The organism is Glycomyces artemisiae, assembly GCF_003002955.1.
GTDB lineage: Bacteria > Actinomycetota > Actinomycetes > Mycobacteriales > Micromonosporaceae > Glycomyces > Glycomyces artemisiae.
The window spans coordinates 492512-516617 of record NZ_PVTJ01000003.1 but is presented as its reverse complement, the minus strand read 5'-3'; the positions used below and the strand labels follow the sequence as shown (position 1 = coordinate 516617).

Genomic DNA, 24106 nt, shown 5'->3' with positions numbered 1-24106 from the left:
GGGCCCCGCGAGGGGTCCGGGCGGGGCCCGGCCCGGGCACCGGGGCCGGGCCCCGCGACCGTTCCAGACCCAGAAGAGAGAAGGAAGGCGGACGAGATGCGAGCCGCAGTGATCTACGAATCGATGTTCGGCAGCACCCGGCAGGTGGCCCAGGCGGTCGCCGCGGAGCTGGCCGAGCGCATGGAAGTCGACGTGTACGAAGTCGGCGAGGCCCCGCTGGTCCTCGACGAGGGCATCGGGCTCGTGGTCGTCGGCGGGCCCACCCACGCGTTCTCGCTGAGCCGCCCCTCGACCCGCGCCGAGGCGGCGCTCAAGGCGCCCGACGGACTGGTCTCGACGCAGATCGGCCTGCGCGAGTGGCTCGAAGCGGTCGAGGCGCCCGCGGGCGTCCAGGCGATCGCCTTCGACACCCGGGTGGACCGGCACTTCACCGGGTCCGCGGCCCGCTCCGCGACCCGGCGGCTGCGCCGGGCCGGGTTCCGGGTCCTGGGCGAGCCGGTGAGCTTCTTCGTCGACGGGACCCTCGGCCCGGTGGCCGCGGGCGAGTTCGGGCGGGCCCGCCTCTGGGCGGCCGAGGTCGGCGCCGCCGCCTTCGCGATGGCGAGGTGAACGGCGCACGGAACGGGCCGCGACCTCAGGTCGCGGCCCGTTCCGTGCGCCGTGCTACTTGAGCCAGGGGTTCCTGGCGACGATTCCGGTTGCGGCCCAGGCCTTGCCGAGGCCGAGCGTGTCGCCTGCATGGGTCATGGCGAGGCCGATGAGGAGCCCGGCGTAGACGAGGTGGTCGTCCATGAACGGGTTGTTCTCCGGCCACAGCGCGGCCGACCACATGAGGACCAGCAGCAGCGCGCCTGCGGCGGCGGCGATGCGCATCCCGATGCCCAGGACCAGCGCGAGGCCGATGCCGAGCAGGCCCGCCATGAACAGCCAGTCGGCGAACGCCGATCCGGCCATGCCCTGGTAGAAGTCCGCGAGCGGGCCCTTGGTACCGAAGGACAGGAAGCCCTCTGTGGGGCTGCCGCCGTTCAGCCAGGAGGCGTCCCGCTCGGTGGCGAAACCGAGGCCGAACGTCTTGTCCAGGAAGGCCCACAGGAAGACCCAGCCGAGCGCGATGCGCAGGACGGCCCACACGTAGTCGACGCGGTGGTGGGCGGCGGCCGCCGGAGTGATCGTGGATTCGGTTGCGGGAGAGGTGGTCATGACGGCTCCAATCGCGGTTCGCACCGGAAGTTCCATCCGGTGACATCCCAATGGAATCGCAGATCAGAGCCGTCTTCGAGGGGCCGCAGGGCGGAACCCGGGGGGACCAAGGTCCCCTCGCGCGGTCGGAGGCTCAGTCGGGTGATCGGACCACGACCACCGGGCAGGCGGCGTGGGCGACGCAGCGCAGGCTCACCGATCCGAGCAGCACGCCCTTGAAACCGCCCAGGCCGCGGTTGCCGACGACGAGCAGGTCCGCCGCGGCCGACCGCTCCACCAGGGCCTGCGACGGGTAGCCGCCCTGCGGGATGCACCGGACCTTCGGTGACGTCCGGCCGCCGAGCTCCCCGTCGACGGTCGCTCTGAGCGCCTCCTGAGCGGCCTCGGCGATGCGGTCGCCGCGCAGGACGCGCACCGGGTCTCCGTACAGCGCCGGCACCTGCCACACGTAGACCACGTCCACGGTCGCGCCGGTCCGCTCCGCGTACCGGATCGCCCACCGCAGCGCCCCCACCGAAGCCTCCGAGCCGTCGACGCCGACGACGACCCTCTCCTGTGCCGCTTCCACAGCCCGAGCGTAGCCCCGAGCCCGGCCGGTCGGGGTCGCAAAGCCGGAGCAGCCGCCGGACCGTCAGGGGCTGTCGATGCCGAGGGCGATGCCGGAGCCGTCGGCGAATTCGAGCAGGTGGAAGACGCCTTCCTTGGACCCCTTGGGTTTCCGCCGGTCTCGACCGCGGTCGTGGTACTGGTCGGAGGTCAGCTCGAAGACCGGTGCGGCGTCCACGGGGCCGAGCTGCCGGTCCTGCTGGAAGTCGGTCCACTCGCCGGGGAGGCGGCCGATGTGCCGCTTCAGGTCGTCCAGGTCCTCCTTGGTCGATGCCGAAGCTGCGGCTCGCTGGTCGCGGTCCCGGACTTCGACGAACGCGAAGCGCTGGTCGGTGAGGATCCAGACGCCGGTCCTGCCGCGCGCGGCGTCCGCGAGTTTCGCGGCCCGGCAGTCGGATTGCATGCCCGAGACCGTCACCGGCTCGACGCCTTTGACCTCCCCTGATGAGTAGTAGGGGTGCATGGCGAATCTGACCAGCTTGACGAACAGCCGGATCAAGGCGAGCAGCGTCCATTTCAGCGCGGACAGGGCGGCGGATCGCTTCGGGCTCCCGTTCCGCTGCCGGTCCCGCACGTCGTAGGCCGCGTTCGCGGGCGACGCGCCGTACACGAACAGGACCTCTTCTTCAGGGCGCAGGTACTGCGAGTGCATCACGGGCCGCGTGTCGAGTTCCGGATCGAAACCCCGGTGGTACGCCGTCACGCGCACGCCCCGATCGCGGATCGGGCGGCTGAAGGCGGTTTGTGCAGAGGGATGGTCAAGTGCTCGCTCCGGGGGATCGGACATGGTTCGCGGGACCGCCGCGGCGGATGAGACGGGATCGACGCTAGCGGGCGAGCGCCTTGCGCGGGGGCCCGCTTCGAGCGCCTGCCGGTGTCTTGCCGGTGTTCCGCCGCCCGGGAGTCCGCAGCGGCAGCCCTGCTGGAGGCTGCGACAGCGGTCACACGGAGCGTTCCGGGGGTGCGGGACCAAATCCGGTCCCGGGAATGTTGTGCCCAGTGACGCCCGTCCGCGACCACGAGCATGAAGGAGCACCCGCCATGACCAGCGGTATCACCGACACCGGAGCGATCACCAGCAACCCGGGCACCGAGACGGCCGTGCTGGCCGGCGGCTGCTTCTGGGGCATGGAGGACCTCATCCGCCGCCAGCCGGGCGTGCTCGCGACCCGCGTCGGCTACACCGGCGGCACGAACGACCACGCGACCTACCGCAACCACCCCGGCCACGCCGAGGCGGTCGAGATCGTCTTCGACCCGGCGCAGACCACGTACCGGGACGTGCTGGCGTTCTTCTTCCAGATCCACGACCCCACCACGCTGAACCGCCAGGGCAACGACCTCGGCACCAGCTACCGGTCGGCGATCTTCCCGCTCAGCCCCGAGCAGGAGCGGACCGCGCGCGACACGATCGCCGACGTCGACGCCTCGGGCCTGTGGCCGGGCAAGGCCGTCACCACGATCGAGCCGGCCGGCCCGTTCTGGGAGGCGGAGCCCGAGCACCAGGACTACCTGCTCAACTACCCGAACGGCTACACCTGCCACTTCCCGCGCCCGGGCTGGGTCCTCCCCGCCCGCACCGCGACCACCGACTGACGGGACGCGGCGGCGGTGCAGCGGGGCCGCGATGCGGTCGCCGCTGCACTATTCGATGCTGCGCTATAGTATTTCCATGCCGACTCTCCGGTTCGACGCCAACCTCAAATGGCTGTTCACCGAGCACGAATTCGAAGCGCGCTTCGAGGCCGCCGCGAGCGCCGGGTTCACCGCGGTCGAATACCCCTCCCCGTACGAGTACGAGGCCGCGCACCTTGCGCGGCTCCTCGCCGACAACGGCCTGGAGCAGGTCCTCGTCAACACCCCGATGGGACCGCCCGGATCGCCCACCCGCCAGGGCCTCGCGTGCCTGCCCGACCACGTGGGGGAGTACCGCGACGGCGTGCTGCGCGGCCTCGAATACGCGACCGCGCTCGGCGCGCCCTTCCTGCACGTCGTCGGCGGCCTCATCCCCGACGGGGTCTCGCGGGACCGCGCGTTCGCCCAGTACGTCGCCAACATCGCCTGGGCCGCAGCGCAGGCCGCCGGGACCGGCGTGCGCCTCCTGCTCGAAGCGCAGAACAAGCGCGACGCGCCCGGGTTCATCCTCGACACCCAGGAGCAGGCCGCCGACGTCGCCGAGGCCGTCGGCACCGAGCATGTCGGCCTGCTGCTGGACTTCTACCACCTGCAGATCGACGAAGGCGACCTCATCACCGCGTTCCGGCGCTTCCAGGACCGGATCCTCCACCTCCAGATCGCCGACCCCCCTTCGCGGAACGAGCCCGGCACCGGCGAGATCGGCTGGCCCGCGATCTTCGCGGCCGTCGCCGAATCCGGCTACACCGGCTGGATCGGCTGCGAGTACCGGCCCCGCACGACCACGCTCGCCGGACTCGGCTGGATGCGGGAGTACACGGCATGAGCGCCCCGAAGATCGCCCTGATCAGCGCCGTCACCGCTGCCATCGCCCCGGCCCGCGACGCGCTCGCTGCGGACTTCCCCGGCGCGCAGGTCTGGAACCTCCTCGACGACCGCCTCCTGCCGGACGCCGACGCCCGCGGCGGCCTCGACGCGGAGCTGCGCTCGCGCATGGAGCGCCTCATCGCGTACGCCCTGGACGGCGGCGCCGACGGCGTCCTCCTCACCTGCTCCCTCTACGGCCCTGTGGCCCAAGGACGCTCCTCCCAGAAGCCGGTGCTCGCCCCCGACGAGGCCGCGTTCGCCGACATCGCGGACGCGGGCTACCGCAGGGTCCTCGTCGTGGCCTCCTTCGCGAACGGCCGCGACGACTCGGTCGCCCGCCTCGGCGCCGCCCTCGGCCCGGACGGCCCCGCGCTCACCGGCCTCGCCGTCCCGGAAGCCATGGCCGCCACCGGGAACCAGGACCACGAAGGACTCGTCGCCGCCCTGGTCGAAGCCTGCCGCCCGCACACCGCGGCGCACGACGCGGTCTTCCTGGCCCAGTACTCGCTGGCGCCGGCCGCCGGTCCGCTCGCCGAAGCCCTCGGCCTCCCGGTCGTCTCCGGGCCCGCCAGCGCCGCGAAGGCCCTGCGGCGCGCGCTCACGGCGGACTGACCTATCCGCGCTCGGGGATGCGCGCTTCCGGTATCGGATCGGGGCCGATCGTGTAAGGCATAATCGAAGCTCCGGATGAGAAGGAGCGGTGGAGTGGCCACGAGCGGGCGTTCAACGCGGGAACCGGTGGCGGACCGGATGTACGGCGTCCTCCTCCGGCAGCTCCTCGACGGCCGCCGCGCCGCGGGCGAGCCGCTCAACATCGGCGCCCTCGGCCGCGACCTCGACGTGAGCCAGACGCCGCTGCGCGAGGCGCTCGCGCGGCTGGAGCACACCGGGCTCGTCAGGCGCGAGGCCCTCAAGGGCTACCGGGTCGCCGACGCCCTGACCGACCGCGAGGTCGCCAAGCTCATGGAAGCGCGGCTGGTGATCGAGCCGGAGCTGACGCTCCAGGCCGGACTGCGCACCACCCCTGAGTTCCTCGCCGAGCTGCGCGCCGCCGTCGACGACCTGGACGCCACCGCCCCGCACGCCGACGACGACCCCGAGGGCTTCCGGCGCTACTGGACCTCCGACGACGCCTTCCACCAGCTCATCGCCGCCCAGAGCGACAACCCGTTCCTCGAACAGGCCCTGCGTTCTCTCGACGGCCACATGCAGCGCTTCCGCCTGTTCACCAAGCGCGGGCGCACCGGGGCCGGGAACGCCGCCCGCGACCACCGCCTCGTCCTCGACGCCCTCGAAGCGCGCGACGCCGAGCGCGCCGCCGCCCTCATGCGCGAGCACCTCGAAGGCGCGAAGGCCCGCGCCCTCGCCTGACGCCCCACCGGGCGACCGCCCCGGCAGTCCCGCCGAGACGGCCGCCGCTGCCACGACCTTCGAGAGGGAACCGATGAGCACCGAACACGAACCGCCGCTTGACGAACGAGAGCGCCTCGACCTCTGCGACCTGCTGGACGAGCTCGGCCCCGACGCGCCGACGCTCTGCGAAGGCTGGACCACGCTCGACCTCGCCGCGCACCTCGTCCTGCGCGAGCACTTCTCGAAGTGGACGGACGAGAAGCGGGCGGTCGAGAAGGCCAAGGGCCTCCCCGCCCTGACCGCCCGCCTCCGCGCCGGAGCCCCGGCCCTGCCGTGGCGCATCCCCGGCGTCCGCAACCTCCTCAACGGCACCGAGTACCTGATCCACCACGAGGACGTGCGCCGCGCCAACGGCCTCGCCCCCCGTACCGGCCGCCCCGACCTCGACAAGATCGCCTGGGCCACGGTCCGCCTCACCGCCCGCGGCACGGCCCGCAAGATCCGCCCCCACGGCCTCGAAATCAGCACTCGCGCAGGCGAGTCCCGCCACTACGGCCCGCCCGGCGGCGCCGTCCTCACCGGCCACCCGGTCGAACTCCTCCTCTACCTCAGCGGCCGCCGCGACGCCTCCGAAACCGACCTCACCGGCGACCCCGAAGCGGTGGCCGCCTTGCGGCGGTAGGCGCCTGCGGTCGGGTGCCGCCCCGTTGACAGGATATCGATGAATCTCTATAGTTCGTCTCATCTAAGTTTCGGAACCCGTATCGAACCTTTCGGAGTCCGCTTAGGTCTGTGATCGGTAACCACCGGCACGGTCACCGCTCAGGGAACGGCGTTTCCCCCGCTCCGCCGAGGAGTCCCCGATGGACCCCACCGCACTCGACCTCTCGATCCCGACCCGCTGGATTCGCGGCCTCGCCGCGCTCGCGGCGGCCGTCGTGCTCGCCACCGCCGGGCTCGTGGCCTTCGCCGCGGACCGCGCCGACGCGCAGCCGCCGAACACCAGCGACTGGTACACGATCGTCTCCCGCCACTCGGGGCTCGCCATGGACATCCAGGGCGCCTCCACCGCGACGGGCGCGATCCTCACCCAGTACACGAACTACGAAGGCACCAACCAGCAGTTCCGCTTCATCGACTCCGGCGGCGGCTATTACCGCATCCAGGTCCGCCACTCCGGCCAGGTGCTCGACGTCTGGAACCTCAGCACCGCCGACGGCGCCACGATCGCCCAGTACACCAACCTCAACGGCACGAACCAGCAGTGGCAGGTGAACCGGAACTCGGCCGGCTACTACTCCTTCATCAACCGCAACTCGGGCAAGGCCATCGACGTCTACGACTGGTCCACCTCCGTCGGCGCCCCGCTGCGCCAGTGGACCCCGACCGGCGCCAACAACCAGCAGTTCTCGCTGGTCCCCGTCGAAACAACTTGCGGCGCAGACGAAGTCCTCGCCGACATCGCCGACGCCTGACCGACCCGGGACCGGACCCGGGGCGGCGCACCCGCCGGTCCGCGCCGCCCCGTCCGGTCCCGCCTTCCGAAAGGACCCGCCATGCCGATGAACCGGCGCCACATCCTCAGCCTCGCCGGCGCCTCCGCCGCCGCTGCCGCGCTCAACCCCTTCGGCGTCGCCGAAGCCCAGCAGACCTCCTACGCGAACCCCGTCGTCTGGCAGGACTTCGCCGACGTCGAGGTCATCCGCGTCGGCTCCGACTTCTACATGACCGCCTCGACGATGCACTACTCGCCCGGAGCCCCCGTCCTGCACTCGCGGGACCTGGTGAACTGGGAGTTCGTCGGGCACTCGGTGCCCCGGCTCGACTTCGGGTCGAAGTACGACCTCAGCGGCGGCCGCGGCTACGTGCGCGGCATCTGGGCCTCCACGATCGCGCACCGCCCCAGCGAGAACCGCTTCTACTGGCTCGGGCAGATCGACTTCGCACGGTCCTACATGTACACCGCGACGAACCCCGCCGGACCCTGGACCCAGCACGCCCAGCTCTCCCGCGCCTACTACGACGCCGGGATGCTCGTCGACAGCGACGGCACCATGTACGTCGCCTACGGCAACACCCAGATCTCGGTCGCCCAGCTCTCGGCCGACGGGAAGACCGAGGTGCGCAACCAGCAGGTCTTCTCCACCCCGTCGAGCATCGGCACCCTGGAGGGCTCGCGCTTCTACAAGATCAACGGGAACTACTACATCTTCCTGACCCGCCCCGCCAACGGCCAGTACATCCTCAAGTCCTCGTCGCCCTGGGGCCCTTACGAACTGCGGCAGGTGCTGCTGAACATGCCCGGCCCGATCAGCGGCGGCGGCGTCCCCCACCAGGGCGGCCTCGTCTCCACCCCGGGCGGGGCCTGGTACTACATGGCCTTCGTCGACGCCTACCCCGGCGGGCGCATGCCCGCCCTGGCGCCGATCAACTGGACCGCCGACGGCTGGCCGCAGGTCACGACCGTGAACGGCGCCTGGGGGAGCACCTACCCGTTTCCGAACCTGACTCCGGCCCCGGTCCCGCCGCTGACCGGGACCGACGCCTTCACCGCCTCCACATTGGCCGCCAAATGGGAGTGGAACCACAACCCGGACAACACGAAATGGTCGACCGGCGACGGCCTTCGCCTCCAGACCGCCACCGTCACGAACGACCTCTACAACGCGCGCAACACGCTCACTCACCGCATCCAGGGCCCGTCCTCCACGGCCACCGTCGAACTCGACTTCGCATCCATGAGGGACGGCGACCGCGCGGGGCTGGCGATGCTCCGCGACGCCTCCGCGTGGATCGGCGTCAAACGCGAGGCGGGCGTGCCCCGCGTCGTCATGACCGACGGCCTGACCATGGACGGCAGCTGGAACACCACCGGGACGGGCACCGAGCGCGCGAGCGCCGACCTGTGCTCGACCCGGGTCTGGCTCCGCGTCACCGCCGACATCCGGCCCGGCTCGGGCCGCCAGGCGCTGTTCTCCTACAGCGAAGACGGGGCCGCGTTCACGCCGCTCGGCCCCGCCTTCACCCTCAACAGCAACTGGACGTTCTTCATGGGCTACCGGTTCGCGGTCTTCAACTACGCCACCCAGTCCCTGGGCGGCGCCGTCACGGTCGACCGCTTCACCGTCGCCGCCTGAGCCGCGGGCGGCGCCGTCGACCCGTCCCCGGTGCTACGGGGCGAGGACGACGGCGTCGCCCTGCGCGCGCAGGCTGAGTTCGGCGGCCTTGAGCGCGTGGTCCTGGGTCATCGCGGTCTCGGTGCGGTCGATGCAGTCGCGCACGAGCCGCGTGAAGTACGGGAACCCGGTCATGCCGTTGGCGTTGAACCGGTACTGGCCCTCCTGGTTCACCAGGAAGACCTGGCCGCCGCCGTTGTCGGTGCCGATGTCGGTGTACTTGCGCAGCTCGATGTACCCGTCGGTGCCCAGCAGGAGCGTGCGCCCGTCGCCGAAGACGTCGAGGCCGTCCGGGGTGAACCAGTCGACCCGCACGTACCCGGTCGCGCCGTTGTCGAGCACCACATGGGCGTCGCCGAAGTCCTGGAGGCCGGGCGTCTCCGGGTGGGCGTAGTTCGCCACGGTCGCGGTCGACACGCGCCCGTCGGCCGCGCCGGTGAAGTAGAGCATCTGCTCGAAGTTGTGGCTGCCGATGTCGCAGAGGATGCCGCCGTACTGCGCGGGGTCGTAGAACCAGTCCGGCCGCCCGCCGCCGATGCGGTGCGGGCCGAAGCACACGACCTGCACGACCCGGCCGATCGCGCCGCGCTCGATGAGCTGCCCGGCGAGGATCGCGGACTCGTTGTGGATGCGCTCGCCGTAGTAGACCGCGTACTTGCGGCCGGTGCGCGCGGTCGCCTCGCGGACGGCCTTGAGCTGCTCCAACGTGGTCATCGGCGCCTTGTCGGCGAACGCGTCCTTGCCGGCCTCGATGGCGCGCAGGCCGATCGGGGCCCGCTCGGAGGGGATCGCCGCCGTCGCGACGAGGCGCACGTCCGGATCGTCGAGCACCTCCTGCTCCGAGGACGCGACGCGCGCGGTCGGGTACCGCTCCGCGAACGCGGCGGCCTTCTCCGGGTCGGCGTCGTAGACCATCGTCACGGTCGCGCCCGCGCCGATGAGGCCCTCCGTCATGCCGAAGATGTGGCCGTGGTCGAGGCCGACGGCCGCGAACGCGAACTCGCCGGGCCCGACGGCGGGCTGCGGGAGGGGGTCGAAGGTGTACGGGTGGTTCACTGTGGAGTTCTCCTCATCGGTGGTGTCGCGGATGCTCAAGGGCGCGAAGGGGTTCAGCCCGCCTCGGCGAGCGAGCGCTGCTTCTCGTGGTAGCGCGGGGCGCGCTCCACGAGCCGGCCGGACCGGTAGTAGGGGTCGTCGGCCTGGAGCGGCAGGGCCACGAACGCCCGCTCGATGCCCGCCTTGTAGATCGCGGTGACGACCTCGATCGCCGCCCGGCCGTCCCGCCCGTCCGCGATCGGCCTGCGCCCCTCGCGGATCGCGGCCAGGAGGTCGCCGATCTGCCCGGCGTGCCCGGTGTGGCGCAGCGGCTCGCGCCCGGCCACGAGCGCTTCGATCGCGGCCACGAGTTCCTGGTCGCCGCCCTGCTCGGGGAACCCGGCGCCGTTGGAGCGCTCCGCGATCACCTTCCACGGCTGGGAGACCCGGGCCTTCTCGCCCTGGACGACGATCTCCTGCTCCTCGCCGTGGTGCACGACCGAGCTCGTCAGCTGCGCGAGCCCCTGCTCGAACCGGAGCACCGCCACCGAGAGGTCCTCGACCTCGCTGTTGCCGTGCTGCGCGTTCGCGAGCATCGCGGTGATCTCAGTGGGGCGGCCCAGCATCCACAGCAGCAGGTCGATGTGGTGGATGGCGTGGTTGAGCGTGCAGCCGCCGCCCTCCTTCTCCCACGTGCCGCGCCACCACAGGTCGTAGTACGGCAGGCCGCGCCACCAGGCCGAGTCCACCCGCACGTGCGAGACGGAGCCGAGGAGCCCGGAGTCGAGGACGTCCTTGAGGGTCGCGAGGTCGTTGCGGAAGCGGTTCTGCGCCACCACTGAGAGCAGCTTCCCCGAGCGCTCCTGCGCGGCGAGCATCGCGTCGCACTCCTCAAGCGACGGCGCCATCGGCTTCTCCACCAGGACGTTCACGCCCGCATCCAGCGCCGCGATAGTCAGCGCCGCGTGCGTGGACGGCGGCGTCGCGATGCTCACGAGGTCGAGGCCCGCCTCGGCGATCATCTCCAGCGGGTCGTCGTACCCGGTCGCGCCCGCGAGGCCGAACTCCGCGGCCTTCTCTGCCGCCTTGCCCGGCACCGCGTCGGCGAGCGCGACGATCTCGCACTCCTGGGGGAACTCGCGGTACCCGCCGACGTGCGCCCCCGCGATCCCGCCGGTGCCGATGATTCCTACTCTGAGCATGGTCCCTCATGTCGTCTACTACGTATTACTAAAACGTAGTAGGTAGTATGGGCACGCCCAACCCGCGGGGTCAAGATCGTCGCGTGGAATTCTCACGATGGAGGACGCAGGCATGGCGAAACGGCCGACCGGCCACGACGTCGCACGGCTCGCGGGGGTCTCGCAGACGACCGTCTCGCTCGTGTTCACCGGGCGCAGCGGCATCTCGTCCGCGACCCGGGAGCGGGTCCTCCAGGCCGCCGCCGAGCTCGGCTACCGCCCCAACCTCGCCGCCCGCTCCATGCGCACCCACCGCACCGGGCGGCTCGCGGTCGTCATCCCTTACACCGGTCTGAACCTCGCCCACGTCCTGGAAGGCGCCGTGAGCACCGCACGCGACGCCGGGTACGCCGTCGAGATCGTCAGCCTCCCTGACGACGGGATCGACGCGCTCCTCGACTCCTCCGAGTACGAAGGGGTCCTCTCGTTCTCCCCGGTGCCCGCGCCCCGGGAGGCGGCCGGGGAACCGGCCACCGCGTTCCTCGTCCTCTCCGAGTTCGACGCGGAAATGCACGCCACCGGTGCGTTCAGCGACGCGCAGCCGGTGGTGGAGATGATGGAGCGCCTCGCCGGACTCGGCCACCGGCGCTTCCTCCACCTCGCGGGACCCGCCAGCTACCCTTCGGCGGTCGCGCGCCGCGACGCCTACCTCGCGACGGTCGACCGGCTCGGGCTGGAGTCCCTCGGCGTCGCGGCGACCGACTGGAACGGCACGGCCGCAAAGGAATGCGTGCTCGCGCTGCCCGGCGACGCCCCGCCGCTCGCGATCATCGCCGCGAACGACACCCTCGCGGCGGGCGCGGTCCGCGGCGCGGTCGAGCGCGGCTGGTCCGTCCCCGGCGACGTGAGCGTGACCGGCTGGGACGACGCACCGCTGAGCGCCCTCTTCATCCCGTCCCTGACCACGGTGTTCCAGGACCGGCGGCGCCTCGGCGCCTACTCGATGCGCCGCCTCGTCGCCGCGGTCCGCGGCGAAGGTGCCCCCGAACGTGAGACCGGCCTCCAGAAAGTCGTGTGGCGCGAGTCAACCGCCCCGCCCCGCACCCGCTGAGCGCCGCCTCGGTCCACTGAGCACCCCCGACTACTCGACCGCGGCGCGCAGGAGCCGCTCGGTGAGGCGGTGGAGGCGGGCGGCCTCCTCGTCGTCGCGGGGCGTGGTGCGAGGATCGACGGGGCGGCCGTTCGCCCAGGCGGTCAGGGGTTCGGCGGGCGGGTCGTCGATGAGTGCCGACAGCGGTGGCACGGCGGCGGTGACCGGGCGGGCGGTGCGTTTCATGTGCTCGACCATGGCGGCGGTGGCGGGGTCGTATTCGCCCGCGAAGCTGGAGGCGACGCCGCCGGGGTTGACCAGGGTGTAGCGGGTGCGGGCGGCGGGGTGCTCGGCGGCGAAGGCGAGGCCGAGGAGGTCGTTGGCGCGCCCGGCGTGGAACTGGGCCTCCATGCCCGAGTAGCCGCGGCGGAAGGCGAGGTCGTCCCAGCGGATCTCGGGCTTGGGTGCGCCGGGCCCGGAGACGTTCACGACGACCGGAGCGGGCGCGGCCTCCAAAGCGTCGAGCAGACCGTGGCTCAGCTGGAAGCGGCTGAGGTATTCGAGCGCGAAGCACGCCTCGAAGCCGTCGGGCGTCTCGTGCCGGTGCGAGCGGAAGTACCTGGCGCACAAGACGAGCGCGTCGATCGGGCGGGACGCGAGCAGGTCGGTCACGCGGAGGTGCTCCGCCACCAGGCTGAGGTCGGCGGGGATGAAGCGCGCGCCGAGGGCGGCGAGCGCCGCGCCTTTGGCCTCGTCGCGGCCGATCACGGTGACCGCGTCGCCCAGTGCGAGCCGCTGTCGGGCCAGGGCGGCGCCGATGCCGTCGGTGCCTCCGGTGATGACGAGGTGCTTCATGCTGCGCTCCTTGCGGTCTCGGGTGCGGGGATGTCGGTGCGGCCGGGGAGGAGCCACGTGGCGGCGAGGACCGTCGCGAGGGTCGCGGTGAGGAACCAGTACATGCCCTGGAAGCCGCGCACGGGGTCGGCGGCGGTCTCCAAGATGAGGGCGACGACGGCGATGCCGATGGAGCCGCCGAGCTGGTTGAGCGTGTAGAGGACCGAGCTGCCTTGGGCCACTTGCGATGCGGGCAGGGTCCGGTACAGCGAGCCCATGACCGGGGCGCTGACGAAGCCGCTGGCGAGGCCCATGACGAGGGCCGCCGCGACGGGCCACGCGATGGGCGTGTCTGCGTCGAGCCGTGTCAGGGCCAGCGCGCACGCCAGAAGCACGACGGCCCCGGCGCGGGCGAGGCTGCGGCTGCCGATGCGGTCGGAGATCCAGCCCGCGAGCGGCATCGAGATGGTGCCGCCGATGCCGAAGGGCGCCACGAGGAGCCCGGCGGTGAGCACCCCGGAGGCGTGCACGTCCTGGTAGTACAGCGGCAGGCCGACGAGGCTCGCGTACATGACGACGCCGGTCATGCCCATGATGGCGACGCTGCCGCTGAAGCCGCGGCTGGCGAACAGCCGCAGGTCGATGAGCGGCTCGGCGCCGGGTCGCAGGGCCCGGACCGCATAGAGGGCGAGGAGGACCGCACCCGCGGCGAGCGGGAGGAGCGTCTGCCAGGCGATGAACGCATGGTGCTCGGCGGCCTGGGACGCCGCGAGGACCAGGGCCGCGACGCCGGGCCCGATGAGCGCGAGGCCGATGACGTCGAGGCGGGGGAGCGCCCGGGCCGCGTCGCGGGGCGGGTCGGCGGGGAGCACGCGCAGGGACAGCGCGAAGACGACGGCCGCGATGGCGATGCCCAGGTGGAACATCCACGGCCAGTCGAGGCGCTCCAGGACGGCGCCGCCGAAGACCGGGCCGACGACGGGCCCGAGCGACAGGACGACGCCCATCAGGCCCATGACCCGCCCCGCGCGGGCCGGGCCCGCGGCGCGCGCGAGCAGGATGAGCACGAGCGGGTCGAGGATGCCCGCGCCGAAGCCCTGGACGACGCGGAAGGCGATGAGACTGCCCGCGTCCCAGGCGAGCCCGGCGCCGAGGGAGGCCGCGGCGAACAGGACGAGCCCGGCGAGCCACATGCGGCGCCCGCCGAAGCGGTCGACGGCCCAGGTGGTGAAGGGGATGGCGACGGTGACGGCAAGGAGGAACCCGGTCGACGCCCAGCCCATGACGGCCAGCGAGGCGTCGAACTCGGCCGCCAGCAGGTCCAGGCCCACCGCGACCATCGTGCTGCTCAGCAGGCCGAGCACGCCGCCGAGGAGGATCACCCCGACCTGGCGCAGCAGCGCCGCGTCGAGGCGGTCGCTTTCATTCGAGGACAAGACGGCTCCGTTCAGAACTAGACTCATGAGTCTAAAAACATGACCTCGGAAGTATTGCATACTCGCGGGGATGCGAAACCGGACCCGTGAGTCCAGAACCGGTCTCCTCGGCTACGCTGGCCCGATGGGTGCGGCGACGAAGGCCCCGCGGGGGCGGATGGACAAGCGGCAGGCGATCCTCGCGGCGGCGTTCGCGGAGTTCGCGGCCCGCGGCTACGCCCAGGCGGGCGTCGACGAGGTCGCCGCGGCCGCCGGGGTCGCCAAGGCCACCGTCTACAACCACTTCGGCGACAAGGAGACCCTGCTGCGCGAGGCCATCGCCGCCAGTGCCGAGCAGGCCACCGCCAAGAACCTCGCCGCCGTCGAACGCCTCGTCGACACCGGCGGCGACCTGCGCCCGGTCCTCGAAGACGTCGGCCTGCGCCTCATCCAGTGCTACTGCGACGAGGACTCCTGGGCGCTGCGCCGCCTCCTCTACGCCGAGCTCGCGCACCTGCCCGACCTCCTGGAGATCGTCCAGGTCCGGGCCGCCGAGCGCGTCCAGCGCGCCCTCGCCGACCGCCTCGCCCGCCTCGCGCTCGCGGGCCGTCTCGGCGTCACCGACCCCGACGCCGCCGTCGAGCACCTGAGCGCCCTCCTCACCGGCCCCCTCGAAGCCCGCGCCCGCTGGGGCACCCGCCGCCTCCCGGTCAAGGAGATGCGCGAGGTCGCCGCCGCCGCGGTGGACGCATTCCTCACTCTTTACGGCCGCAAGTAGTCCCCGGGGAGCGCCACCATCGGCCGAGGCTTCGGCAAGAGGCGTGTGTTCCGTTCGAAAGTTTCGATGTTAAGCTCGAAACGTTTCGAACGTGAGGGAGTGCTCATGAATCGGCAGTCCCGTCGCGGGAAGGTCACCCTGAACGACGTTGCGGCGAGGGCCGGCGTCTCGCCGTCGACCGTTTCGAAGGTCCTCAATAGTCGTTCCGATGTCTCCGCTGCGACGCGCGAACGCGTGCTCTCCGTGGTCGCCGAGACCGGCTACCGGGCCGCGCCGCGGCGCGACCGGGGAGGGCGGCAGGCGCTGACCGTCGTGCTCGACTTCCTGGCGTCTCCGTATGCGGGCACCCTCATGCAGGAGATGCTCGCCGCCGCAACGGAACTGGAGGCGGACCTGCGGCTCAGCCTGCCTCCGGGCGCGCCCGCGGAGGTGTGGGTGGCCGAGCAGCGGGCGGCCGGGGCGGTCGGGCTCATCGAGCTCGCCGTGCCGCTCCCCGGAGCGGTGCTCGCCGCGGCGCGCGATCAGGGGCTGCCGGTCGTCGCCATCGACCCGCTCGGGATCGCCGATCCCCGCGCGGTCACCATCGGCTCCGCGAACTGGGCCGGGGGCCGCACCGTGACCGAGCACGTGATCCGCTTCGGGCACACCGACATCGCGTGGGTCGGCGGGCCGCTGCACTCGGCGCCGTCCGCGGAGCGGTTCCAGGGGTACCGGGCCGCGCTCGACGCCGCGAACCTCGTGGCGGACCCGGCGCTGATCTGCCACGACGCGTTCACCGTCGAGGCCGGGTTCCGGCACGGCCGCCGCCTGCTCGCGCTCGACCGGCCGCCGACCGCCGTCGTCGCGGGGAACGACGAGATCGCCATCGGCGTGCTCGCCGCGGCGAGGGAGCGGGGCGTCGACGTGCCCCGCGACCTGTCGGTCACCGGGTTCGACGGCACCCCGCTCGCCGAATGGGCCACGCCCGGGCTCACGTCGGTGGAGCAGCCGCTCGCTGGCATGGGCCGCATGGCCGTGGAGACCGTGCTCGGCATGGCCCGGGGCGTGCGGCCCGCGTCCCGGCACCTGCAACTCGCGACGACCCTGACCGTTCGCGACTCGACCGGCCCTGTCTCCGTTTGAGTGCTTCGAGCGGCCGGGACCTCGCGAGGCCCCGGCCGCCGATTCTTAAGTGATGGTCCATTGTTGGTTGGTGCCGGTGTGGCAGGCCCACAGCTGGACGCGCGAGCCGTTGGCCGTGGCCGCGCCCGAGACGTCCAGGCACGTGCCCGTCGCGGTGTTCCTCAACGTGCCGTTGGAGCCCAGCACCCATTTCTGGTTCGCGCCGCCGTGGCACGACCAGATCACCGCGGCCGTCCCGTTCGCACTAGAAGACCCCGAGGCGTCCAGGCATTTGCGCGAGGACCCCGAGTACACCGACAGCTCCCCGTTCGCGAACGTCCACTGCTGGTTCGCACCCGACCAGCAGTCGTAGATCTGCAACTGCGTCCCGTTCGTCGTCGACTGGTTCGGCACGTCCAGACAACGCCCCGAACCCACACCACGCACCTGACCCGAATCCTCACCACCACCAGGCGAACCGCAGTCGGGCGTCGGGTTCGTGTTGGTGAGGAGTCCGAGCCGGTAGGGGAGCTGCGAGTACTCGCCGCCCGAGTTCGGGTTCCTGCCCTGGTACAGGTACTGCATGCTGCACGGGTTGATCTCCATGGTCTGGTTCCCGTCGGTGCGGACCATCTCGCCGTGGCTGATGTCGCTCGTCCACGCCCCGCCCGGGAACGTGACGTTGGCGGCGCCGGCGAAGGGGTTGGACTGGGTGTCGGCCAGCGGGGTCCACTCCCCGAAGTTCGCGTCGAGCCGGTTCGAGGTCCACGACCGGAAGTAGCGGACGCCGCCCGAGCCGATGCCCTCGACCACGAGCAGGTACTGGCCGCTGTCGCCGACCTTGTAGACGTTGGTGGCCTCGAACAGGCTCTGGTTCGGGGCCTCCATGAACAGCTCGACGTCGCCGAAGCCGTTCGGGAACTCCGCCACGGTCGTCTGCGCCCGGTAGAACTTCTGCTTGTCGTTGTTGAAGTACAGGTAGCAGTTCACCTCGTCGCAGGCGATCCAGTAGTCCAGGATGTACGACGAGCCGGCGTCGGCGATCCCGTGGTTGCTCATGAAGTTCCGCGGCGCCGAGGCGCTCTGCGGCTGCCCCGGGTCGGCGAGGGTCGAGAACGACGGCAGGCCGGTCTGGTACAGCAGGTACCACTGGTCGTCGGGTTCGAAGTAGAACACCTGCGGCGCGGCGCGGTAGCCGCCGCCGATCGGGGTGCGGGACAGGTGGTACTGCGGCGCCTGGCCCGCCTGGCTCCAGTCGGTGAAGCCGCCGAAGTAGGTGAGGGACCAGCCGCCGTTGGTGTCGGCGGTGGTGGCGTACACGTGGTACTTGCCGTCGACCTGCACGACCGACGGGTCCTTGACCGAGACGAGGGTCCGTCCCGGCGCGGTCTGCTGCGGGGCGACCAGCGCTCCGGTCGAGGTCCAGCGGAACGTGGTGGGCAGGGGCGCGGCCGATGCCGGGACGGGCGCGGGGTCCGCTGCCACACTCAGTGTCGCCGCGGCGAGCGCCGCGACCAGTGTCAGCGCCAGCATGGCGAGCCGGGGTCGCCATCGGGTCGGCAGTCTCATGGGATGCCTCTCTGCTCGGGTCTTGCGTGGTTATCGTTAACAACCGCAACGGAACTCGAAAGCTTCGAAGTCGGCTCCGAACGTTGACGGTGCACACAGGATAGCCAGCGACTTCGTGATATGTAAATAGATCGATGTCAACGAAGTCGGCCCGGCCACCCTGAGCGGCCCTTGACGAGATATCGACTCATGTCTATAGTTCGAATCACGTAAGTTTCGGAACTTCTCCGAAAACTTTCGACGACTCCGGAGCCGCGCGCACCCGGTGCCCCGGCATCCCCGGACGCGCCGCCTGCGGAGTACCCGAGCCACAGGGAGCACCATCGCCATGAGAAACAGTCCAACGAGTCGACGGCGCCGCGCCTGGTCGGCGCTCGCCGCGCTCGCGGTCGCGAGCCTGGGCGCCACGACCGCGCTCGTGCTGTCGGCCGCGCCCGCGCAGGCCGCGAGCACGCTCGGCGCCTCGGCCGCCGAGTCCGGCCGCTACTTCGGCGCCGCCGTCGCCGGCAACCGCCTCAGCGAGTCCGGCTACGCCAACACCCTCGGGACCGAGTTCAACTCGGTGGTCGCCGAGAACGCCATGAAGTGGGACGCCACCGAGCCCAACCCGGGCCAGTTCACCTTCTCCGGCGGCGACCAGATCGTCAGCTGGGCCCAGGCCCGCGGGATGAAGGTCCGCGGCCACACCCTCGTCTGGCACGCGCAGCAGCCCGGCTGGGTCCAGGGGCTCACCGGGAACAACCTGCGCAACGCCATGGTCAACCACATCACCGGCGTCGCGAACCACTACGAGGGCAAGGTCTTCGCGTGGGACGTCGTCAACGAGGCGTTCGAGTGGGACGGCTCGCGCCGCCAGTCGAACCTCCAGCAGCAGTTGGGGAACGGCTGGATCGAGGAGGCGTTCCGCGCCGCCGACGCCGCCGACCCGAACGCCCGGCTCTGCTACAACGACTACGGCACCGACGGGATCAACTCCAAGAGCACCGCGATCTACAACATGGTGCGCGACTTCAAGTCCCGCGGCGTCCCCATCGACTGCGTCGGCTTCCAGAGCCACCTCAGCGCGGGCGACAACCTGAGCAGCTACCAGTCCAACCTCCAGCGCTTCGCCGACCTCGGTGTGGCCGTGGAGATCACCGAACTCGACGTCGGCGGCTCGGGCTCGGCCCAGGCGGCCACGTTCGGGACCGTCACCCAGGCGTGCATGGCCGTCGCGCGCTGCACCGGCATCACCGTCTGGGGCGTCACCGACAAGTACTCCTGGCGCAATGACGACCCGCTCCTCTTCGACGACAACTACCAGAAGAAGCAGGCGTACACCTCGGTGCTCAACGCGCTGAACAGCGGTACGCCCGGTGGTGGTGAGGATTCGGGTCAGGTTCGTGGTGTGGGTTCGGGTCGGTGTCTGGATGTGCCGAACCAGTCCACGACGAACGGGACGCAGTTGCAGATCTACGACTGCTGGTCGGGTGCGAACCAGCAGTGGACGTTCGCGAACGGGGAGCTGTCGGTCTACACCGGGGCCTCCCGGAAGTGCCTGGACGCCTCGGGGTCTTCTAGTGCGAACGGGACGGCCGCGGTGATCTGGTCGTGCCACGGCGGCGCGAACCAGAAATGGGTCCTCAACAGCAACGGCACGCTGAGGAACACCGCGACGGGCACGTGCCTGGACGTCTCGGGCGCGGCCACGGCCAACGGCTCGCGCGTCCAGCTGTGGGCCTGCACCAACGGCACCAACCAACAATGGACCATCGTCTGAGCAGATAGATGAGGGAAGCGATCGCCCGGGCCCCAAAGGGACCCGGGCGATCGTGTGCGCGGTGATGCCTGCTCGGACGCTACGCCGCCGTCAGGCCCGCGAGCGCGTCGGCGAGGGCCGCCGCCGCATCGTCCACCTCCTCCTGCGCGGCGCCCTGATCGTCCGAGGCCGCCGCCGCGGCGTCCCGCGCGGCGACCAGGGCGGCCCAGGTCTCCGCCGTCCAGTCGGCTTCATTCAGCACGTCCGCATCGTCCAGGAGGACGGCAAGGCCGGACTTGTCGACCACCGCGACGATGAACTGGAGTTCGGCCACATTGCAGTAGCCGTTGCCGCCGCTGATGCGCAGCGCCACGAAGTCCACGGGTTCGGCCAGGTCGATCGTGTTCCATCCGCGCACCGGCGTCCCGGTGTTCGCGAACGCGGTCCAGGTGGCGCCGCCGTCACTGGAACCGTCGATCGACATGTTCGTCGCGCGGTTCACCGCGGCGTCCTTCGGGAAGTACCTGACGCCGACCACCTCGAACGCGGTCCCGTCGTCCGGGACCACGGTGTTGGTGCACGACTTCGTGGTGGTGTCGGTCCAGGTGCCGGTGTCCCCGTCGAACATCCGCCAGCCGTTGTCGGCAGCATCGAGCCTGCCGTCCCAGCTCACCGTGCTCGCGGTGACCCAGGCCGGGTCGAGCGCGGCCGGCGCCTCGGTCACCAGGGGGTCCAGCAGGCCCCAGGCGTCGATGAGCCGCCGCGCGAGCGCGTCCTCGTCGGCGCCCGGCTCCTCGGCGGCCTCGCGGACCGCCGCCACCTCGCGCGGGAAGAGGATCCGCGAACCCCGGCTGTACTGCGACAGGTCGACGGCGTCGGCCTGCGCCAGCACGGTGTCGAGGTCCCCGCTGACGTCGCCGAAGATTCTGAACTCCGCGACCGAGACGGCGTACCGGTTGCGCAGCCGCAGGTACCGGTACGGTGTCTCGTCCCCGGACTCCAGGTTCTGCCAGTCGTACCCGCGGAACGCCGGCTCCGTCAGGGTCGTCCAGTGCTCAAGGTCGTTGGAGCCCTGGAAGACCATGGTGTCGATGAGGCCCGGGTACCTGGTGTCCTGGTTGATCAGGAAGTCGACGCGGTCGAGCGCGAGCCCGCGGCCTTCGCCGAAGTCCCAGGTGACGTGGTACTCGCCGGTGGTCCCGCTCAGCGCGCCGACAGAGTTCGCACTGCCGTCGAGCATGAGCGCGGCCTGCGCCTCCCTCGCGGCGTCAGGGGCGCCGCTGTCGTCCACGACTTCGGCGAACACCGCCGGGTCGACCATGTCGCGCTCATCGGAGAAGTACAGGCGGCTGAAGTCCGTCGTCCCGAGCACCGCCGGCGCGGCTTCGCCGCCGATGCTGTAGTCGATGCTGAACGGCATGTCGCCCACCGGCTCGTCCTCGCCGAGCTCGATCGCGGCCGTCCAGGACCGCCCGTCCTCGCTGATCGCCTCGACCTCGTGGCCGCCGATCTCGACCGCCACGTCGGAGATCGCCTCGTCGCTGGTGAACGCGAGTTCGGCGGTGTCGCCGGCCGTCACCCGCTCCCGCAGCGCGCCGGGAGCAGTGAGGGACGCGGTGTCGATCGCGCCGGGCAGCTCGATGCGCTCGCCCATGATGTGGAACTCGTCGACGATCCAGATGCCCGGGTAGGCCGGGTCGTTCGGCAGCGCGGGCTCGTCGACTTGGAGCTTGAGGAACCGGTACTCCTCCCCGCGGTGCTCCTCGACGACCGGGATGTGCTCCCAGCTGTTGACCTCGGCAGTGGGCCGCTCCGACAGCAGGTCCCATTCGATCCCGTCGTTCGAGCCGTACACGTTCGTCCCGGCCGAGCGCATCGCGAACGCATACGGGCCCTGGAACGCGAACTCCTCTGCGGCGACCCGGAAGCGCGTCCCGAAGTCGAGCACGAAGGAGGTGTGCAGGATGTTCCCGGTATGGCCGGGCCCCACGATGGTGTTCACCTGCGCCGCGGTGACATCGTGCGGGGTCACCACGCCGCCGGAGATGTCGAGCCCGCCGTCCTCCAGGCGCGGGTTGAGGAGCCGGTTCGCCTCGGCCGCATCGCGAAGCGCTTCAAGTGCGGCCAGGAACTCCTCGTCCGTGCCCGACTCGGACGCCTCCTTGGCCGCGCGCAGCGCCGCGTCGAACTGCGCGGCGCTGGCGGTCTCGTACACGGCGTCGGGATCGTACACGTCGGCCAGCAGGGCGTCGATCGTCTTGGGCCGGTTGGCCGCGACGACGAGTTCGAAGGTCCGGGAAGCGGTGGTCTCGCCGTCGTCGGCGAAGATCCGCACCTCGTGGCGGCCCCGGTCGGCATCGCCGGGCGTCCACCTGAAGTCGCCGGTCGCGGTGTCGAACGCGGCGCCTTCGGGCAGGCCGTCGGCCGAGTACACGACGTCCCCGCCGGTGTCGACCGCCTTGACGTCGAGCGTCCGCTCCATGTTCGCGGCGAGGTAGAGGGTCCCGTCGGCCTGCGGGAACTGCGGCGGCGTCAGGTCCTGGGCGCCCGTGACGATCACCCGGTCCATGTCCACGGTGGTGCCGTCGGCGCCGGTGAGCCGGAAGTAGTTGATCGGGTTGCCGGACATCGGATAGGCGACGTAGCGCCACTCGCCCCCGGTGTCGGGGAGGTCCTGCGCCGTCAGGACGCTCTCGGGTGCCTCGTTCGGATTGAGCCCCGAGGGCCCGGGATTGCGGAGCACGTCCAGGTGCGCGGGGCCGTCGCTGCGGTACCGCAGGCCGAACACGGCCCCCTGGGGGAACTCCAAGCGGCTCATGGCACTGGTGGTGCCCTCCTCGCTGAGGCTCGCTCGCGCGAACGTCGCGCCGTCCTCGGTGACGAGCTCGGTCCGGTCGTCGAGCATGATCCCGGCCTTGTCGAAGCGCCAGGCGGGGTCCTCGCGCTGCGGCGGCGGCTCCGTCCCGGCCAGCTCCTCGGGGAACGCGACCCAGTACTCGGGGTTCTTGTCGCCCGGTCCCCAGAAGTTCGCCGCCGAGGAGCCGCGGGTGTAGAGCGGACCGTCCATCCGGGACGCCAGCTGGGCGAGCCACGGCGCTTCGGCCTCGACGTCGACGCCGCGCTCGATCCCGTACTCGTAGTACAGCTCCGCGACCGAGATCGTGTTGAAGATGCGGCCCCGGTACGACTGCGAGACGGTGCCGAACCAGTCGTCCCCGCGCTCGTCGACCCACGGCATCCAGCCGCCCTGCATGTACTTGTAGAACTGCTCGGCCCCTTGCAGGAGCCGCTGGTCGAGGAAGTCGTACGCGGACACGGCATCCGAGGCCGTGGAGACGGTCCCGGCGGTCGGATCGACCTTCGTGCCCTGCACTTCGAGCATCCGCGCCAGCCCGGCGAAGTTGTCGATGTTGCACTCGCCGTGGGCCTGGTCGCGGCCCATCTCGCGGACCTGCACGAAGTCGTACCCGTAGGGGTTGATCGGGTCGTCGGCGTCGATGAGCGGAATCTGCTCGGCCATCGAGCCGTTGTCGTAGGCGTCGTCGCCCTCGTTAACGGCGAACCACTCCGCGCCCGTGGCGTAGCCCTCGGGGTCGTCCGAGTAGATCGCGGTCGCGATGCGCCCGAACAGGCCGAAGTTGTGCTGGTTCATCCAGGTGTGGTTGGAGTACAGGAACGTCTCCACCACGGGGTTCGCGAAGTTGGCGAGCAGGCGTTCGTCGTCCTGTTCGGACCAGACCACGTCGTAGCCGCCATATTCGCCGGGGGAGTCGTCCTCGACCGGGTCGGTGGCCCGGATGATCTCGGCGGCCATGAGGAACTGGTACAGCGGGTGCCCGGTGTGGATGTGCGCGTCGGGGAAGTACGTGTAGCCGTCGGGGTCCATGTCGGCCCAGACGCGCAGCGCCTGGATCGCGTTCCTGCGGTACACCTCGTCGCCGGTGTCGACCCACATGAGCGCCTGCGTGAGGGCGCCGAAGGAGTCGTTGGTCTCGCGGCCGCGCATCCCGGCGTCGACGAAGGTCCTGGTCTTCGCCTTGTCGGGTTCGGCCGCCGACAGGGAGTTCGAGGCCCGCCAGGTCGTGGACGCGAAGCCGGTCTTGGTCATGGCGTCGAAATAGGATGCCCACGGCTCCTGGCCCGAGCGGACCATCTCCTGCGCGGTCCGCAGGTCGTCGGCCGAGAGGCCGACGCCGGGGTGGACGAACCCGGCGTCGCTCACGGTCTCGTTGATCGCGACCACGTGATCGGTGATCAGGTCGGGGGGTTCGGCGGCCGCGGCGGGCGGGGACGCCGCCAGCATGCCCGCCGCGAGCGCCAGCACTGCCGCCGCCGCGGTCGGCCGGGGCCGTCCTCTGGACTGGGTCTGCTTCATCGCAGGTTCCTTCCGTCGTCCGGCACGCGCAGAAGGGGGACAGGGGCGGCGTGCCGGGGTATGAGGATATCGTTATCCTTTGATTGATGCTAATGGGGTCTGGAACAGGAGGCAAGTCTTCGATATCGTTTTCCTGAAAACGCGTGCCTTGAT

At 71.1% G+C, this 24106-nt stretch carries 21 protein-coding genes; 12 read left to right on the top strand and 9 right to left on the bottom strand.

The genetic code is table 11. The features are described 5' to 3' along the window. Positions 1–96 precede the first annotated feature (96 nt). Positions 97–609, top strand: a complete 513-nt coding sequence (locus B0I28_RS11085; protein WP_106363864.1) for a flavodoxin family protein — start codon at positions 97–99, stop codon at positions 607–609. A 54-nt stretch (positions 610–663) separates the two neighbouring features. Here the strand turns inward: B0I28_RS11085 and B0I28_RS11080 are convergent, their stop codons facing one another. From B0I28_RS11080 to B0I28_RS11070, 3 genes are all read right to left on the bottom strand, one after another. Then, positions 664–1200, bottom strand: a complete 537-nt coding sequence (locus tag B0I28_RS11080) for a DoxX family membrane protein (RefSeq protein WP_106363863.1) — start codon at positions 1198–1200, stop codon at positions 664–666. A gap of 133 nt (positions 1201–1333) precedes the next feature. Further along, a complete protein-coding gene (locus B0I28_RS11075; protein ID WP_106363862.1) occupies positions 1334–1768 on the bottom strand; it encodes a universal stress protein in 435 nt (144 codons plus the stop codon). A gap of 63 nt (positions 1769–1831) precedes the next feature. Beyond that, on the bottom strand, positions 1832–2461 hold the full coding sequence (locus B0I28_RS11070) for a hypothetical protein (protein WP_146148042.1): 630 nt from the start codon (positions 2459–2461) through the stop codon (positions 1832–1834). 386 nt (positions 2462–2847) lie between these two features. On the opposite strand from B0I28_RS11070, the gene msrA reads away from it, so the two are divergent. From msrA to B0I28_RS11035, 7 genes are all read left to right on the top strand, one after another. Next, a complete protein-coding gene (msrA, locus tag B0I28_RS11065) occupies positions 2848–3402 on the top strand; it encodes a peptide-methionine (S)-S-oxide reductase MsrA (RefSeq protein WP_106363860.1) in 555 nt (184 codons plus the stop codon). 76 nt (positions 3403–3478) lie between these two features. Further along, positions 3479–4267 (top strand): hydroxypyruvate isomerase family protein, encoded by a 789-nt coding sequence (locus tag B0I28_RS11060; RefSeq protein ID WP_106363859.1) that lies wholly within the window; start codon positions 3479–3481, stop codon positions 4265–4267. Then, a complete protein-coding gene (locus tag B0I28_RS11055; RefSeq protein ID WP_106363858.1) occupies positions 4264–4920 on the top strand; it encodes a hypothetical protein in 657 nt (218 codons plus the stop codon). The genes B0I28_RS11060 and B0I28_RS11055 overlap by 4 nt, the downstream gene beginning before the upstream one ends. A gap of 138 nt (positions 4921–5058) precedes the next feature. Beyond that, on the top strand, positions 5059–5679 hold the full coding sequence (locus B0I28_RS11050) for an FCD domain-containing protein (protein ID WP_106363973.1): 621 nt from the start codon (positions 5059–5061) through the stop codon (positions 5677–5679). A gap of 73 nt (positions 5680–5752) precedes the next feature. After that, entirely contained in the window at positions 5753–6343 is a 591-nt protein-coding gene (locus tag B0I28_RS11045; RefSeq protein WP_106363857.1) for a maleylpyruvate isomerase family mycothiol-dependent enzyme, read from the top strand. A 181-nt stretch (positions 6344–6524) separates the two neighbouring features. Further along, positions 6525–7136, top strand: a complete 612-nt coding sequence (locus tag B0I28_RS11040; protein WP_106363856.1) for an RICIN domain-containing protein — start codon at positions 6525–6527, stop codon at positions 7134–7136. Between the two features lie 87 nt (positions 7137–7223). Further along, the gene (locus B0I28_RS11035) at positions 7224–8798 is read left to right on the top strand and encodes a family 43 glycosylhydrolase (RefSeq protein ID WP_106363972.1); all 1575 of its coding nucleotides are present in this window, start codon (positions 7224–7226) and stop codon (positions 8796–8798) included. A gap of 33 nt (positions 8799–8831) precedes the next feature. Here B0I28_RS11035 and B0I28_RS11030 read toward each other — a convergent pair whose 3' ends face one another. Together B0I28_RS11030 and B0I28_RS11025 are read right to left on the bottom strand one after the other, a co-directional pair. Further along, entirely contained in the window at positions 8832–9893 is a 1062-nt protein-coding gene (locus tag B0I28_RS11030) for a Gfo/Idh/MocA family protein (RefSeq protein ID WP_106363971.1), read from the bottom strand. Positions 9894–9946: 53 nt separating this feature from the next. Next, positions 9947–11074 carry a Gfo/Idh/MocA family protein gene (locus B0I28_RS11025; protein WP_106363855.1) on the bottom strand — a complete coding sequence of 376 codons (1128 nt, stop codon included), beginning with the start codon at positions 11072–11074 and terminating at the stop codon, positions 9947–9949. Positions 11075–11186: 112 nt separating this feature from the next. Here B0I28_RS11025 and B0I28_RS11020 point away from each other — a divergent pair, with 112 nt between their 5' ends. Beyond that, complete coding sequence (locus tag B0I28_RS11020; protein WP_106363970.1) at positions 11187–12164, top strand: LacI family DNA-binding transcriptional regulator; 978 nt, start codon at positions 11187–11189, stop codon at positions 12162–12164. Positions 12165–12194: 30 nt separating this feature from the next. On the opposite strand, the gene B0I28_RS11015 is transcribed toward B0I28_RS11020, so the two are convergent. Beyond that, positions 12195–12998, bottom strand: a complete 804-nt coding sequence (locus tag B0I28_RS11015; protein WP_106363854.1) for an SDR family NAD(P)-dependent oxidoreductase — start codon at positions 12996–12998, stop codon at positions 12195–12197. Next, positions 12995–14413, bottom strand: a complete 1419-nt coding sequence (locus B0I28_RS11010) for a DHA2 family efflux MFS transporter permease subunit (protein ID WP_219926699.1) — start codon at positions 14411–14413, stop codon at positions 12995–12997. The genes B0I28_RS11015 and B0I28_RS11010 overlap by 4 nt, the downstream gene beginning before the upstream one ends. A gap of 124 nt (positions 14414–14537) precedes the next feature. Between B0I28_RS11010 and B0I28_RS11005 the strand changes: the two genes are divergently transcribed. Together B0I28_RS11005 and B0I28_RS11000 are read left to right on the top strand one after the other, a co-directional pair. Next, complete coding sequence (locus tag B0I28_RS11005; protein WP_106363852.1) at positions 14538–15170, top strand: TetR/AcrR family transcriptional regulator C-terminal domain-containing protein; 633 nt, start codon at positions 14538–14540, stop codon at positions 15168–15170. A 66-nt stretch (positions 15171–15236) separates the two neighbouring features. Then, positions 15237–16292, top strand: a complete 1056-nt coding sequence (locus tag B0I28_RS11000; protein ID WP_342761200.1) for a LacI family DNA-binding transcriptional regulator — start codon at positions 15237–15239, stop codon at positions 16290–16292. 45 nt (positions 16293–16337) lie between these two features. Here B0I28_RS11000 and B0I28_RS10995 read toward each other — a convergent pair whose 3' ends face one another. Continuing rightward, entirely contained in the window at positions 16338–17840 is a 1503-nt protein-coding gene (locus tag B0I28_RS10995) for a non-reducing end alpha-L-arabinofuranosidase family hydrolase (protein ID WP_181245748.1), read from the bottom strand. A 328-nt stretch (positions 17841–18168) separates the two neighbouring features. On the opposite strand from B0I28_RS10995, the gene B0I28_RS10990 reads away from it, so the two are divergent. Further along, positions 18169–19599 carry an endo-1,4-beta-xylanase gene (locus B0I28_RS10990; protein ID WP_106363851.1) on the top strand — a complete coding sequence of 477 codons (1431 nt, stop codon included), beginning with the start codon at positions 18169–18171 and terminating at the stop codon, positions 19597–19599. Between the two features lie 79 nt (positions 19600–19678). On the opposite strand, the gene B0I28_RS10985 is transcribed toward B0I28_RS10990, so the two are convergent. Beyond that, complete coding sequence (locus tag B0I28_RS10985; protein ID WP_106363850.1) at positions 19679–23953, bottom strand: putative Ig domain-containing protein; 4275 nt, start codon at positions 23951–23953, stop codon at positions 19679–19681. Positions 23954–24106: the final 153 nt, after the last annotated feature.

What these genes read in the sequence shown, in the direction of transcription:
- B0I28_RS11085 (WP_106363864.1), top strand. Translation starts at nt 97, where the DNA reads ATGCGAGCCGCAGTGATCTACGAATCGATGTTCGGCAGCACCCGGCAG.
- B0I28_RS11080 (WP_106363863.1), bottom strand. Translation starts at nt 1,200, where the DNA reads ATGACCACCTCTCCCGCAACCGAATCCACGATCACTCCGGCGGCCGCC.
- msrA (WP_106363860.1), top strand. Translation starts at nt 2,848, where the DNA reads ATGACCAGCGGTATCACCGACACCGGAGCGATCACCAGCAACCCGGGC.
- B0I28_RS11060 (WP_106363859.1), top strand. Translation starts at nt 3,479, where the DNA reads ATGCCGACTCTCCGGTTCGACGCCAACCTCAAATGGCTGTTCACCGAG.
- B0I28_RS11055 (WP_106363858.1), top strand. Translation starts at nt 4,264, where the DNA reads ATGAGCGCCCCGAAGATCGCCCTGATCAGCGCCGTCACCGCTGCCATC.
- B0I28_RS11050 (WP_106363973.1), top strand. Translation starts at nt 5,059, where the DNA reads ATGTACGGCGTCCTCCTCCGGCAGCTCCTCGACGGCCGCCGCGCCGCG.
- B0I28_RS11045 (WP_106363857.1), top strand. Translation starts at nt 5,753, where the DNA reads ATGAGCACCGAACACGAACCGCCGCTTGACGAACGAGAGCGCCTCGAC.
- B0I28_RS11040 (WP_106363856.1), top strand. Translation starts at nt 6,525, where the DNA reads ATGGACCCCACCGCACTCGACCTCTCGATCCCGACCCGCTGGATTCGC.
- B0I28_RS11035 (WP_106363972.1), top strand. Translation starts at nt 7,224, where the DNA reads ATGAACCGGCGCCACATCCTCAGCCTCGCCGGCGCCTCCGCCGCCGCT.
- B0I28_RS11025 (WP_106363855.1), bottom strand. Translation starts at nt 11,074, where the DNA reads ATGCTCAGAGTAGGAATCATCGGCACCGGCGGGATCGCGGGGGCGCAC.
- B0I28_RS11020 (WP_106363970.1), top strand. Translation starts at nt 11,187, where the DNA reads ATGGCGAAACGGCCGACCGGCCACGACGTCGCACGGCTCGCGGGGGTC.
- B0I28_RS11015 (WP_106363854.1), bottom strand. Translation starts at nt 12,998, where the DNA reads ATGAAGCACCTCGTCATCACCGGAGGCACCGACGGCATCGGCGCCGCC.
- B0I28_RS11005 (WP_106363852.1), top strand. Translation starts at nt 14,538, where the DNA reads ATGGGTGCGGCGACGAAGGCCCCGCGGGGGCGGATGGACAAGCGGCAG.
- B0I28_RS11000 (WP_342761200.1), top strand. Translation starts at nt 15,237, where the DNA reads ATGTTAAGCTCGAAACGTTTCGAACGTGAGGGAGTGCTCATGAATCGG.
- B0I28_RS10995 (WP_181245748.1), bottom strand. Translation starts at nt 17,840, where the DNA reads ATGAGACTGCCGACCCGATGGCGACCCCGGCTCGCCATGCTGGCGCTG.
- B0I28_RS10990 (WP_106363851.1), top strand. Translation starts at nt 18,169, where the DNA reads ATGAGAAACAGTCCAACGAGTCGACGGCGCCGCGCCTGGTCGGCGCTC.
- B0I28_RS10985 (WP_106363850.1), bottom strand. Translation starts at nt 23,953, where the DNA reads ATGAAGCAGACCCAGTCCAGAGGACGGCCCCGGCCGACCGCGGCGGCG.